Source organism: Bradyrhizobium sp. MI1.10 (assembly GCF_055811035.1).
The window spans coordinates 35,905-49,351 of the sequence record NZ_JBVVPN010000010.1 but is presented as its reverse complement, the minus strand read 5'-3'; the positions used below and the strand labels follow the sequence as shown (position 1 = coordinate 49,351).

The following is a 13,447-nucleotide window of genomic DNA, read 5'->3' as shown; positions in this document are numbered from 1 at the left end:
GGGACGGACGAAGCAAGCCACGCGAACAGCGCCGGCCCTTCATTCACCGTCCCCGGCACTTTCACGAAGGCAAAGCAACGGTTAACGCGGGGTGGAGCAGCCCGGTAGCTCGTCAGGCTCATAACCTGAAGGTCATAGGTTCAAATCCTATCCCCGCAACCAAGTTCGGACCTTACCGGTCCCGATCCGAAAATGGCCCGCATCACGCGGGCCATTTTTGTTTTGGGGCGTCCTCGATCGTGCATGTCCTGCTTAGCTGAGCTTGGGTTCGTTCGGACCGTGCCGAAGCGCGTCCCGTCGCCGTCGGTGGAGGTGTCAAGCGTAAGAGCGATCCGTCCAGAGCATGCCGTCCGGGAAGGAACCCGGGATGGCGCCCGGCGTCAACACGAGTCACCGGTCCGGTGCTCGCTTGTTGGCTTGCCGTCGTTCGGAAGGAGAGGGCCAATGCAGTTCGAGGATTTCGACGCCGCCGATGTTCAGGCGGACGAGGCCCGGATCTTCATTCGTCGAGCCGGTTCGGGGCCGGCCGTTCTCCTGTTGCACGGATTTCCGCAGACGCATCTGATGTGGCGCGACGTTGCGCCGTTGCTCGCGCAGAACTTCACCGTGGTCTGCGCCGATCTTCGCGGATATGGCCGCAGCGATTGTCCTCCTTCCAGTCCGGACCATGCGCCATATGCAAAACGAGCGATGGCAAATGACATGGTGTCCGTCATGACGAAGCTCGGTTTCGACCGTTTCTCGGTCGCGGGCCATGATCGCGGCGGCCGTGTCGCCTATCGGCTCGCGCTTGATCACCGTGAACGTGTGCAGCGGCTTGCCGTCCTGGACGTCGTTCCGATCGCCGACGCCTGGGAGCGCGCCGACAAGGACCTGACGGTCGGCTATTGGCCGTGGTCATTGCTTGCGCAACCTGAACCTCTTCCCGAGCGGCTATTGTCGGCAGCCCCCGACGCCGTCGTCGACAATGCGCTGCATGGCTGGGGGTCTTCAGCCGGCAGTTTCAGTCCGGCGGTCAGGGCAGCCTATATCGAAGCGTTGAGCGATGAGGCGCATGTTCATGCGATCTGCGAGGAATATCGTGCGGCCGCGACACTCGATCACGCGCACGATCTGGCGGACCGTCGTTCCGGCCGCCGAATTGACTGCCCTGTGCGCGTGCTCTGGAGCGGTCGCGGCCCCCTGAACGCGTGGTATGCGAGCGAGGGCGGCCCCTTGGGGCTCTGGCGGGCGTGGGCAGATGACGTCGACGGAAAGCCGCTTGATGGCGGGCACTTCTTCCCGGAGGAGCTTCCGCAGCAGACTGCGTACGAGCTGAACCGGTTTTTCGGCGGCGGTGGATAGGATCAGCGGCTTGGCCGTGCTGCTTCCTTCGACAGCGCGGTCTTGGCGAGCGCGAGGGCCGTTCTTGGGGCGGGCGGCGATCAGAAGCAAACATTACGCCCGCGCCAGTCGCGCGGGCGTAATGCGTTTTGCGTGCTATCCGAAGATCAGGGTCTGTGCGGACACACCATCGTCAGATAGAGCAGCGTCGGCGCCTTGTCGTCGCCATCGCGATACTCCCACTCCAGCCGAATCTCATGCCGGTGCGCATAGGCGTCGCTCGCCTTGTGCGTGACGATCTTCGTCTTCATCGGGATCGGCGGCTCGGAGTTGAAGCACTTCCGGACGCAAGCATCGAGCAGATCGCATCGCGTCAAGGGGATGACGCCCGGCTCGTCTTTGGACAACGGGATCGTGTTGGGCTGGGTGCTGAGGTCGACGCGAGCCCGGCCCTTTTCCTTGTGCCAGTACGCCCCGCTCCCGGCGGGCCATTTGTCCGCCGGCGTCAGGATCAGGTGATACTGCCCGTATTCCAGGGTCGGCAAGTGGATGTCCGGGGACGCCTTGAGGATGTCCACGCTCCGCTGCATGTTTTCCAGCGGAAAATAATTGTCGTTCATCAAATCTTTGAATGGCTCTTCGCTATATACTCTCGCGCCCATTGTCTTTCCTCCAAATCTGGCGTCGCCGGGCGCAATATTTGGCTGTCCGGCAACACCGACCCACCCAATAGCCCGCCTTGCGCGGAATGAAGTTACCACCCAGCAGCGTACCCCGTCCATCCAAGGACCCTTCGTCAAGTGCGGTCTGTCGATTGTGTGCCGGTGTGCTGATTGCTTGGCAGCCGTCATCGAGTAGTCTTACATTCGTTGCTCGCGGCCTCTTGCACGAGCCAGGCCGCAACCGCTCGAAGGCGCTGGAATGCACTGCTTCACATGCCAGTCTACAATCACCCCAGGCGACAGCTGGTGCGCCAAATGCGGGGCGGCCGTGCGTCACCGCGTCGAACCGGATAGCGAGCGGCGGTTTGTGACGATCCTTCGTGCGGATGTCATCGATTCCACCGGTCTTGTTGCCGAATTGGAGCCGGAGGAAGCGGTCTCTCGCTTGGAGCCCGCACTGGCTGCCATGAGGGGCGCGGTGCGTCAGTTCGGAGGCATCGTCAGCAAGGAGCTTGGCGACGGAGTGGCAGCGGTGTTTGGTGCCCCGATCGCCGATGACAACCATGCCCCGCTGGCGTGCCATGCGGCCATCGAGCTCGTCCGGCGGGTTGCAGGCCTGGGGGATGCCGGGCTTCAGGTCAGGATCGGCCTGCATTCCGGACACGTCGTCGCCTATATGGTCGCCAGCGAATTCTCCAAAGTCTACGAGATCGGCGGCGCCGCCCAACATCTGGCCGCGCGGCTGGAAGCGGCGGCAGAAGCCAACCAGATCTACGTGTCGGAAGCTTGCCAGCAACTCGCGGACGGGCACGTCCGCTTCGATTTTCTGGGCCGCAAGGCATTGCGTGGCTTCGCGGAGCCCCTGCCGGTCTACCGGGTCATGGGCGCGAGCGATCTTTCGAGCTGGAGAGTGCGGCGGGCACGCAGTATTTCCCGATTCGTCGATCGAACTGTCGAGCGCGCCTTGTTGAGACGCACGGCGGAGAATGCTGGGGCGAGCCGACAGACCGTTCTTCTGCTGGGGGACGCTGGCATAGGAAAGTCACGACTCGCGCACGAATTTGCCCAGGACCTGAAGGCCGCGGGTTGGCGCCTGATCGATGCGGAGTGCAGCCCGAATTTGCAGGGAGCACCATTCAGCACGCTCAAACGCGTGCTGCTTTCGATTTTTGAGACGACGGCAAAGGAAATTGGCAACGCACGCGACTCTCGGTCCGATTTGCCGGTGATCGAACAATGCGCTGTCGAAGCTGTGCTGGACCTTCCGATCTCGCATCCGCAGTGGGATGAACTGGAGCCTCACGCGCGAGGACGTGCAATTTCCGACGCGAGCTGCGCCATTGTCGGGAGTGTAGCGCGTCACCAACGCACAGTACTCCTGATCGAGGACCTGCATTGGATCGATCGAGCCAGCGATACTGTGGTGGCTGCTCTGTCGTCACTACAGGCCGCCGGTCTTCTTGTGCTCCTTACAAGCAGGCCGGACGGCATGCCATTCTGGGTCGCGCGCTGCCAGGCCGAAGTCGTTGCGATGCGCCCATTGGACGATGATTCCAGTCGGGACATGCTGGGCGACATGCTCGGGTCATCGGACAATGCCGATCTGAAAGACCGGATCATTTCTCATACGGCCAACGTCCCACTCTTTATCGAAGAGGTTTGTCGTGGCCTCAAGGACAACGGCACGCTTCGGGGCCAGTGGGGCGACCTCGCTTTGGTCCGTCCGATCGACGAGCTTGGAATTCCCACGAGTATCCAAGGGGTCATTGCTGCGCGGCTTGATCGCGTGTCGAGGCCGGAACGCCAAATCTTGCAGATCGCGGCTACTCTGGGGCGACGATCCAGCGAAGCCATATTGCGGAGCGTCGCGGCGCTCCCCGAAGACGTTTTCCAGACCGCCGTGGCGGCTCTTGATCGAGTCGAACTGCTGGTCAGGATCGATAGCGAATTGGAGAGCGTTCTTGAGTTTCGGCACGACATGGTCCGGCAAGTGACCTACGAATCGATGGTCGAAAAAGTGCGTGAAAGCATTCATTCGCGCATTCTAGCGGCGCTAGAGTCTGACGAACGAAAATCCAGCGATTCTGACGAGCTTTGTTATCATGCGACTCGTGCAAAGGATTGGGACAGGTCCTTTCTCCACGGCCGGGCGGCAGCGCAAAAGTGCCTGGCTCGTTCTGCGTTTTCAGATGCTGCCACCTACTTCGAAACCGCGATGAAGTCGTTGGATATGATGCCGACGAGCCCTTCGCGTGAAGCTCGCGCGATAGATATTCGTATCGAGGCACGCTCGGCTTTCATGGCGTCTGGACTGGTGGCCGAATGGTTTGAGCTTGGAAGAGAAGCGGAACGGCGGGCTAATGTTATAGATGATACCGCAAGAAAGATCGCCGCCATGACCGTCAGAGCGGCCGCCCAGAACTTTTACGGTACGCCGATCGAGGCGGTTGCAACCGGTGAACAGATCGTCAGCCTTGCGGAGCACGGGGGAGATCTCGGATGGCTCAACGTTGCGCTGTATGGCTTGGGTCAGGCCTATTTCCTCGCCGGACGCTACCGGGAAGCAGAGCAGACGGTCGCAAGAGCCTGCTATCGACTGGAGGGGCCAAATGCCGACGCCCCCAAGAGCACCATGCCTAAATATGTGCTCCTGCTCTGCTGCATGATGAAAAGCTTCACCCACACCGTCATGGGTGAGTTCGACGCCGCCGAGCAGCTCCAGCAACAGGCTGCCGCGATCGCGGAGGAGACGGGTCGCCCCTACGACCGCGTCGCCGCCGCCTATAGCGGCGGCTGGCTGATGCTCGGCCGCGGCGAGCCGGCGGCGGCCGCGGCCATCCTCGAAGACGGTTTTGTCCTGGCGCAGAAGCACGGCATCCGGCTGTTCGTGCCGGTGCTCGCCTGCCATCTCGGCATGGCCTATCTGGAGCAGGGGCTGTTCGACCGGGCGCGCGGCATGCTGACGGAAGCGCGTGAGGAGGCGAAGGCGGTCGGCTATACCTCGGCGGTGCTGCGCAGCTCGATCTATTTGGCGCTCGCGACCCACCGTCTGGGCGACGTCCAGGCCGCGCAGAACATGCTGCGCGAAGCGCGCAACACCGCGCGGCAACAGGGGTTCTCCGGGCTGGAGGCGGAGGCCCTGTTCGGCGAGGCCGTGGTGACGCCGCCGTCGGATGCGGAGGCCAAGGCGGCCATCCTTGGCGCCCTGCGCGCGACCATCGCGATCGCCGCCGAGAGCGGCGCGCTGCCGCTGCGGCACAAGGCCGAGGCGATGCTCAACGAGATGCAGGCGACCGATGACGAGCTCAGCTGACGGCAGCGGCGGCCGGACCCCCGTCGCGGGCCAAATCTGCCCGACGCGTCAAATAAATTCAGTAGTCGTCGCAAGGACTTAGCTACTGTGCATGGGGTTGTTTTCGCTCTTTTATTTTGAAGGGCCCCCATGGTGCAGCGCGGAGGACCGCACGCTGGTGCGGCCCGCTCCGATGACTAGGCCCTTGCACGCGCAGCAAGGTCGGCTACCGTCGGCCCTGGCCACACGGCCAGGCGACTTTTGATTTCAATTTTTTAGCATCCGATTTTCCGGCGCCGCGACGGCGCGACGCCCACCGAACGAGGCGGGGCCATGATCACACGGGACCAGTCAGCGCTGCTCGCGCCGGTCGAGCGGGATTTGCGGCTCGATCTCTTCCGCGGCATCGGTCTGTGGATGATCTTCCTCGACCACATCCCGCACGACGTCGTGGCCTGGCTGACCTTGCGCAATTACGGCTTCAGCGACGCCGCCGAATTCTTCGTCTTCATCTCCGGTTATCTGGTCGGCTGGATCTACGGGCCGATCGTCGCGGGCGGCTGGTTTGCCGCAGCGCTGAAGCGGCTGTGGCGGCGCGCGGTCGAGATGTATGTCGCCCACATCATGCTGTTCCTGCTGTTCACGGCGCAGATCGCCCGCACCGCGCGCCGCTTCGACAATCCGATGTACGAGCACGAGTTCAACGTCTTCAATTTCCTGTCGCATCCGGACGAGCTGATCGGGCAGGCGATCCTGCTGAAATACAAGCCGGTCAATCTCGACGTACTGCCGCTCTACATCACGCTGGTGTTCGCCTCGCCTTTCATCGTGTGGTGCCTGGTGCGCCGGCCGAACCTGACGCTCGCCGCGTCCGTGGTGCTCTACGTGCTGGCGCGCTGGTTCGACTGGAACGTCGCCTCCTATCCGCCCGGCACGCACTGGTACTTCAACCCGTTCTGCTGGCAGCTGATGTTCGTGTTCGCGGCCTGGTGCGGCATCGGCCAGATCGACAAGATCGCGAGATGGGTGTGGTCCAAGGCGGCAATGACGTTGGCCGCGGCCTGGCTGGCGTTCGCGCTGCTGATCGTGATGACCTGGCACGTCCCCTCGCTCGATGCCCTGATCCCGAAATGGATGATCAAGGCGATCTACCCGATCGACAAGACCGACCTCGACATGCTGCGCTTCACGCATTTCCTGGCGCTGGCAATCTGGGTGACGCACCTCATCTCGCGCAAATGGCGGACCCTGCACGGGGCCTGGCTGCGCCCCGTGATCCTCTGCGGTCAGCATTCGCTGCCGATCTTCTGCCTCGGCGTCTTCCTGTCGTTCTCGGCGCACTGGATCCTGACGCAATACACCAAGGGCGTCTGGGAGCAGCTCGCGGTCTCCGCCGTCGGCATCGTCATCATGATCGCAGCCGCCTGGCTGCTCGACCGGGCCGAGCGGGTGCCGAACCTGTTCGTGAAGGTGACGGAGATCGAGGAGGCCGACACCGTCCTGGAAAGCGCGCCCGCGGACAGGTCTGCCGTGGCGCCCGCGGGTCATTGAGGATCGCCGGCCTGCATTTTCGTGGAGAGATCCAACGGAGAAGTTTATGTCCAGACTTGTGTTGACGATCGCCGGCACCCTCCTGCTTCTAATCTCGGGTGCATCGGCGCAAGCACCCTCGCCGGAGGCGATGAGCGCGGCGCGCAAGCTCGTGGTCACCCTGAAGATCGCGGATCAGTATCGCGCGCTGTTGCCGCAGCTCCTGCTCAAGCTGAGGCCCGTGGTCGCGCAGGACAGGCCGGAGATCGAACGCGACTATGACGCGGTGACGGCACCCGGCTCCGAGATCTACACTCCGGCCCTCACCTCGATGATCGACCAGGTCGCCGCTCTCTACGCCCAGAGCTTCAGCATCGACGAGCTGCGCCAGATCGAGGCCTTCTATGTCCAGCCGGCCGGGAAGAAGCTTCTGGAGAAGTCGGATGCGCTGGCGCAGGCAAGCGCGCAGATCGGCCAGGACGTCGGCCAGAAGACGGCCGACGAATTGAAGCAGCGTCTCATCGAGGCGCTGCGCCAGAAGGGGCACAAGCTCTGAGCTTGCCGCGCTCGCTGGCTGATTTGACGCGGCCAGCGCCCGCGCGGCTCGACGTGTTCTTGGGGCCGCAAATCTATCTCGGCGCCTCCGGCGTGATCACGGGCAAGCCTGCGGCCGACAACATCCTCTCATTGATCCAGGCGCACAAGGTCACGTCGTTCTTCGCGCCGCCGACGATCTGGATCGCGGGCAAGCGCGAGCTGCGCCAGCGCTTCGTCGGCGGTGAACGCTCGACAAGGCGATCCAGAAGAATTTTGGGACTTGACGCATTCCTCTTCTCGCTCTCCCGCAAGAACAGGGAGAGCGAAAAAGGACGCCTCAATACTTCTTCACGTGGGCACCGAACGCGAACCACAGCGCCATCGACGCGAGGCCAAAACCGCCGAGCAGCAGGAACGTCGGGCCGTAGCCGATCCATTGCGCGATCCAGCCACCAAGCGCGGGACTGAGGCTCGCGCCGATGCCCTGCACGGTGATCACGGCACCCTGGCCGAGATTGATGCGGCCGGTGCCGTTGAGCGCGCGCGCGACCATGCCGGGGACGGCAACCGTCTGGAGTCCCGTGCCGATGCCGTCGAGCACCTGCATCGGTACGACGCCCCACCAGCCCGTGACGAAGAAGGCGAGCACGCCGCGGATGGGCAGGAACATGAAGGAGACGAGGATGACAGGCCAGTAGTTGCGCTTGCTCGCCGCTTTCATGGCGATCAGCGACGTGATGATCATGACGCCTTGCGCGATCACCACGGTGGTCGCGACGAAGCTCGGGCCATTGGCTTGGCCTTCCGCGACCGCCGCCAGGCCATAGAGCGGAACGATGGCGGCATTGCCGAGATGAAACAGCGCGAGCGCCAATGCCAGCACCAGCAGCGCGCGGTGCTTGAGCAGCATCGTGAACGCGTCCGGCGCGCTGTCGGGATCGTCCTCCTTGCTGCCGCGCGCGGCGCGATCGTCGATCGCCTCGGCCGGGATCATCATCACGCAGGCGATCGCGATGGCGCCGAACACAGCCGCCAACACGAACACCGAGACGTAGCCGAACTTGTAACCCAGATAGCCCGACAGCGCGGCGCCGACCATGTTGCCGGCGTGGTTGAAGGCCTGGTTGCGGCCGTTGAGTGCGTTGAAGCCCTTCTGCTTGGCGATGCCGAGCGTGATGCCGGTGACCGCTGGCACGATCGCGGCGCTCGCCAGCGATTGTGCGACTTGCGAGAACGTTACTGCCCAGAAATTCTGCGAGATCAGGATGATCGCGGACGCGAGCACCACGCAAATACCGGGAATGACGACCCACATGCGCTTGTTGCGGCTGGCGTCGATGAAGCCGCCGATCGGCGTCGTGATCAGCATGCCCGCGACATTGCCGATCGTCATCGCGGTGCCGATCAAGCCGCTCGCCCAGCCGCGCTCCTGGAGGAAGACGCCGACGAAAGGGCCGATGCCCGACTGCATGTCGGCCATGAAGAAGTTGAGAGCGAACAGGGGCCAGATACGAGACGAGGAGGGGGACCGCGATGTCATCGATACCAAAAATTGGTCTCAGCCGGGATACGGCGGGTGGGACATGATCCTTTCAGCCAATCGTTCTGGCGCGGACGAGAGTTTAACGGGCGCTGATCGGGTTGGTTCCAGGTTTCGCCCGGTCGGCGGGGCTTGCGATCACGGCCAGCAATTCCCTATTGACGTTGGATCGTCTTTGTCGGGAGTACGGCATGCCCCTCTGGACCTGCGAAACCTGCGGCGCGCAATTTCCGGGCGAAAATCCGCCAACGTCCTGTCAAATTTGCGAGGACGACCGGCAATTCGTCGGCTGGAACGGACAGACTTTCCTCACGCGCGAGGCGCTCTCGGAACGTCACCGCATGGTCTGGCGCGACGACCTCGGCCTGACCGGCATCGCGCTCGAGCCAAGCTTTGCCATCGGTCAGCGCGCGCTGCTGGTGCCGCTCGCGGACGGCTGGCTGATGTGGGACTGCATCCCGCTGGCGACGCCGGAGGCGATCGCGCATGTGCGGTCGCTCGGCGGGTTGAAGGCGATTGCGATCTCGCATCCGCATTATTATGGCGCGCTCGCCGACTGGAGCGAGGCGTTCGGGGGCGTGCCGGTCTATTTGCACGCCGATGATCGCCAATGGGTGACGCGTCCGCATTCCTCGATCGTGCACTGGACCGGCGAAAGCCATCGCATCTCCGACGATGTGCTGCTGCTGCGCACCGGCGGTCATTTCGCCGGCGCCACCATGCTGCACCACGCGAGTGGTGCGGACGGCAGGGGTGCGCTGCTCACCGGCGATATCGCGCAGGTGACGATGGATCGCCGCTTCGTCAGCTTCATGTACTCCTATCCGAACTACATGCCGCTCAACGCCGCCGCGGTGCGACGGATTGCGGCTGCCGTCGAGCCGCTGGCCTTCGACCGCGTCTACGGCGCCTGGTGGGATCGCAACATCGCCGCAGGCGCCAAGGCCGCATTCGCGGCCTCTGTCGCGCGCTATCTGGCCGCCATCGCATGAGCCGGCGCGAGACCGCATTTATCTTGCTGGTCCACAATAAATGGACTATAAGTACAGTTATTAAGCGTGACGCGACGATGCGTCTGCGGGACCGGCATGATCGATGCATCGCTGTTTCCGCGGCGCGCTTGCCGCGTGAGCGGGAGTTCGGTCCATGACGGCAGGGCGCGACTACGAGATCTTCGAGGCCGGCGACGTCGCGCTCCGGTCCGGGGTCGTCGTCCCTTCGCTCAAGCTCGCCTACAAGACCTACGGCACGCTCAGTCCGGACAAGGACAACGTGATTCTCTATCCGACCTCGTTCAGCGCGCAGCACGCCGACACCGAGTGGCTGATTGGCCCCGACGGGATGCTCGACCCTACGCGGTACTTCATCATCATCCCGAATCTGTTCGGTAACGGGCTGTCGTCCTCGCCGTCGAATACCGCCGCGCCGTTCCCGATCCTGACCTATCACGATGCCATCGCGGTCCAGCACCGGCTGCTCACCGAGCGGTTCGGCATCTCGAAGCTTGCCCTGGTCTATGGCTGGTCGATGGGCGGCATGCAGGCCTATCACTGGGCGGCGCTGCATCCCGATATGGTCGAGCGGGCGGCCGTCGTCTGCGGCAGTGCCCGCTGCGCGGCCTATAATTACGTCTTCCTGGAAAGCGTGAAGGCCGCGCTGACCGCCGACCCCGCCTTCCGCGACGGCCGCTTCGCCGAGAAGCCCGTCGCAGGCTATCGCGCCATGGGGCGCGTCTACGCGGGTTGGGCGATGTCGCACGGTTTCTATCGCGACGAGATCTGGCGCGAAGCGGGCTTCACCTCGCTGGACGACTATCTCGCCCGCAGCTGGGACGCGGCGTTTGCCCGGCGCGATGCCAACGATCTCCTGGCGCAGATTGGGATCTGGCAGAACGGCGATATCAGTCGCTGCGCCACATTCGACGGCGATTTCGATCGCGCGCTCGGTGCGATCACGGCCCACATGCTGCTGATGCCCGGTGCGACCGACCGCTATTTCGACGTGCGCGACAACGAGGACGAACTCGGCCGGCTGGTCAATGCGCGCTCTGCGGTGCTGCATCCGATCCCGTCGCTGCACGGCCATCGCGCCGGCAACCCCGTCAACAATCCGCGCGATCAGGCCTTCATCAAGGCCGAGATCGCGGAGCTCCTCAGCAAGTAGGACAGGCATCCGATCATGAGCGACGCAACGATTTCAGAGTCCGGCCATCGCTTGAAGCCGCTGGCGCCGACGATGCTGCGGGAATTGTCGGTGCGCTCCAATCTCAGAGGTGCCGCGCAAAGCCTCAGCCATTACGGCCTCGTCGTACTAGTCGGCGCGCTGATCTGGAGGGTCTCTTCGACCTGGGGTGTCTTTTGGGCGCTGCCGCTGATAGCGGTGCAGGGCTATCTCGTCGCCTTCCTGTTCATGGCCGTGCACGAGACCGCGCACAAGACGGCGTTCAAGAGCCGCGGTCTCAACCTCGTGGTCGGATACCTCTCGGGTTTCATCATCGGATTGCCTTACGAATATTATTGCCTGTTTCACTGGGACCATCACCGCTACACCCAGGATCCGGACAAGGACCCTGAACTGGTCGTCGGCGTGAAACCGAAATCCGACACGCAGCTCGCGCTCGCCTATAGCGGCGTGCTTCAGGTCGCCGGACGCCTGCGGCTGATGCTCGGCCATGCCGTCACCGGCAAGGTCGTCGTGCCCTGGATTCCCGAGAACAGGCGCGCCATCATCGTCACCGAGGCGCGCGCTTATGCCGCGCTCTATGCGTTGCTGCTCGTTCTGTCCTTGTGGTTCTCGTCGGCGCTGCTGCTCTGGGTCTGGATCGTCCCGCTGATCATTGGGCAGTTCTTCCTGCGGCCCTATCTCTACGCCGAGCACACCGGCTGCGAGCGTACCCGCAGCGCATTCCAGAACACTCGCACGACCTACACCGGCGCGATCGTCAAATGGATCGCGTGGAACATGCCCTATCATGTCGAGCACCACGCTTATCCCTCGATCCCGTTCCACGCGCTGCCGAAGCTGAACGGGATCGTCGACGGCGAGATCGTCCATCGTGGCCGCGGCTACATCAGGACGACGCGCGAGACGTGGGCCTGGTTTCGGCGACATAGACAGGCCGGCTAGCCGAAGAAAGTTGACGCGCAAAGGCCCCGATCGCGGTGCGATCGGGGCTTTGTCGTGAATACGAGATATCAGTAGATCCCGTACGCGCACACGTTGACGACGCGGACGCGCAGGCCGTGGCGGGTCTGGACGACGCGCTCCTGATAGCAATTGTTGACGCCGCTGTTGACGTAGACGCCGCCAAAGCCCCAGCCGGGACCCCAGTGATGGTGAAAGCCGTGGGCCGACGCGGCAGTGGGGGCGAGAGCGGCAACGCCGAGCGAGCCGGCGGCGATCAGACCAAGTGCAAGCTTACGAAACATCTTCATTCTCCAGTATGGCGCAAAGGGCCGTTGTTGTGTCCCTGCATCTCGGTCGAGCTGAAACGCGGATGCGTTCATGAAGGGAGGGGAGAATCGTGTTTCAGGAGTGTTTCGTCGGTCGCGGCGCATTGCGCCGCCGTCCTGTTTTCCGCGCCGCGCGATAGCGCACGGCCATTGCCTCTGTCAGCTCGGCCATCTTCTCGCGCAGATCGGCCGGGTCCAGTACTTCGGCCTCGGGCCCGAGCCGCAACAATTCGGCGGCGGCATGCCATGACGTCTTGCCGGTCGGCACTCTGGCAATGCGCCAGCCGTCCGCATCCGAGGTCTCTTCGAGCTGCGTACGCGCCCTGACGTAAGGCTGGCTCAGCGCGTCGAGCAGTTTCACGCCGAAGGGCGACAGCCGAACGACCGCGACATTGGGATGCATCTCGGCCTCGAGACGCAGCGTTGCGTCCCGCCAATAGGCGGCGAGATCGAAGCCGGCGGGCCGCTCACAGCGATCGTCAAGCGCGGTGCAATCGAGCACGCGCGCGACGCGATAGGTCCGCACGCTGCCGTCGACCAGACCTGCGAGATACCAACTGCCACCTTTCAGCACGAGACCGAGCGGCGCGACGCGGCGGTGCTTCTCGGCGCGCCAGCTCTGGTAGCGGATCTTGATCAGTGTCCCGCGCAGGGTCGCGGCGGCGATGGTGCGCAGATGCTTGGGTTCTTCCGCCTCGCCGAACCAGCCCGGCGCGTCGAGATGAAAACGCTCCTGCATCCGTCCGGCGTCTTCGCGCAAATTGGCGGGCAGGGCGGCCATCAGCTTATTCTGTGCGGCGATCATCGCCGCATCCAGCCCGAACGCCGCCGCCGGGCCCGGCAATCCCGCCAGGAACAGCGCTTCCGCCTCGCTTTGCGACAAACCGTTCAGCCGCACGCGATAACCGTCGAGCAGGCGATAGCCGCCCTCCGCACCGCGGTCGGCATAGACAGGGACGCCGGACGCCGCGAGCGCGTCGATGTCGCGGTAAATCGTGCGCACCGAGACTTCGCAGGCCTCCGCGAGCTCGGGCGCGGTGACCTGCCCCTTGGCCTGCAGGGTGGTGAGGATCGACAGCATCCGGCTCGCGCGCATGATCCTTTAAACCAT

The 13,447-nt window shown here is 63.7% G+C and carries 11 protein-coding genes and 1 tRNA gene; 8 read left to right on the top strand and 4 right to left on the bottom strand.

Annotated elements, in window-relative coordinates; translation table 11 throughout:
- Nucleotides 1–85: 85 nt before the first annotated feature.
- Both AC0L3K_RS12780 and AC0L3K_RS12775 read left to right on the top strand, forming a co-directional pair.
- Nucleotides 86–162: transfer RNA gene (locus AC0L3K_RS12780), tRNA-Met, on the top strand.
- 282 nt (nucleotides 163–444) lie between these two features.
- On the top strand, nucleotides 445–1,344 hold the full coding sequence (locus AC0L3K_RS12775) for an alpha/beta fold hydrolase (RefSeq protein ID WP_007599612.1): 900 nt from the start codon (nucleotides 445–447) through the stop codon (nucleotides 1,342–1,344).
- Nucleotides 1,345–1,490: 146 nt separating this feature from the next.
- Here AC0L3K_RS12775 and AC0L3K_RS12770 read toward each other — a convergent pair whose 3' ends face one another.
- Entirely contained in the window at nucleotides 1,491–1,985 is a 495-nt protein-coding gene (locus AC0L3K_RS12770) for a hypothetical protein (protein WP_007599614.1), read from the bottom strand.
- Nucleotides 1,986–2,244: 259 nt separating this feature from the next.
- Between AC0L3K_RS12770 and AC0L3K_RS12765 the strand changes: the two genes are divergently transcribed.
- From AC0L3K_RS12765 to AC0L3K_RS12755, 3 genes are all read left to right on the top strand, one after another.
- Nucleotides 2,245–5,298: an ATP-binding protein gene (locus AC0L3K_RS12765; RefSeq protein ID WP_473366176.1), complete on the top strand. Its 3,054-nt coding sequence runs from the start codon at nucleotides 2,245–2,247 to the stop codon at nucleotides 5,296–5,298.
- A gap of 312 nt (nucleotides 5,299–5,610) precedes the next feature.
- Nucleotides 5,611–6,828, top strand: a complete 1,218-nt coding sequence (locus tag AC0L3K_RS12760) for an OpgC domain-containing protein (RefSeq protein ID WP_473366175.1) — start codon at nucleotides 5,611–5,613, stop codon at nucleotides 6,826–6,828.
- A 46-nt stretch (nucleotides 6,829–6,874) separates the two neighbouring features.
- Nucleotides 6,875–7,363, top strand: coding sequence for a DUF2059 domain-containing protein (locus tag AC0L3K_RS12755; protein WP_219682953.1), 489 nt, complete (start codon nucleotides 6,875–6,877; stop codon nucleotides 7,361–7,363).
- Nucleotides 7,364–7,681: 318 nt separating this feature from the next.
- Here AC0L3K_RS12755 and AC0L3K_RS12750 read toward each other — a convergent pair whose 3' ends face one another.
- Nucleotides 7,682–8,884 (bottom strand): MFS transporter, encoded by a 1,203-nt coding sequence (locus AC0L3K_RS12750; RefSeq protein ID WP_473366174.1) that lies wholly within the window; start codon nucleotides 8,882–8,884, stop codon nucleotides 7,682–7,684.
- Between the two features lie 191 nt (nucleotides 8,885–9,075).
- Between AC0L3K_RS12750 and AC0L3K_RS12745 the strand changes: the two genes are divergently transcribed.
- From AC0L3K_RS12745 to AC0L3K_RS12735, 3 genes are all read left to right on the top strand, one after another.
- Nucleotides 9,076–9,876: an MBL fold metallo-hydrolase gene (locus AC0L3K_RS12745; RefSeq protein ID WP_473366173.1), complete on the top strand. Its 801-nt coding sequence runs from the start codon at nucleotides 9,076–9,078 to the stop codon at nucleotides 9,874–9,876.
- 154 nt (nucleotides 9,877–10,030) lie between these two features.
- Entirely contained in the window at nucleotides 10,031–11,047 is a 1,017-nt protein-coding gene (locus tag AC0L3K_RS12740) for an alpha/beta fold hydrolase (protein WP_473366172.1), read from the top strand.
- A gap of 15 nt (nucleotides 11,048–11,062) precedes the next feature.
- Nucleotides 11,063–12,010, top strand: coding sequence for a fatty acid desaturase (locus tag AC0L3K_RS12735; RefSeq protein WP_007599627.1), 948 nt, complete (start codon nucleotides 11,063–11,065; stop codon nucleotides 12,008–12,010).
- Nucleotides 12,011–12,078: 68 nt separating this feature from the next.
- Here the strand turns inward: AC0L3K_RS12735 and AC0L3K_RS12730 are convergent, their stop codons facing one another.
- A complete protein-coding gene (locus AC0L3K_RS12730) occupies nucleotides 12,079–12,312 on the bottom strand; it encodes a hypothetical protein (RefSeq protein ID WP_027570136.1) in 234 nt (77 codons plus the stop codon).
- Between the two features lie 100 nt (nucleotides 12,313–12,412).
- Nucleotides 12,413–13,432 (bottom strand): helix-turn-helix transcriptional regulator, encoded by a 1,020-nt coding sequence (locus tag AC0L3K_RS12725; protein ID WP_219682950.1) that lies wholly within the window; start codon nucleotides 13,430–13,432, stop codon nucleotides 12,413–12,415.
- Nucleotides 13,433–13,447: the final 15 nt, after the last annotated feature.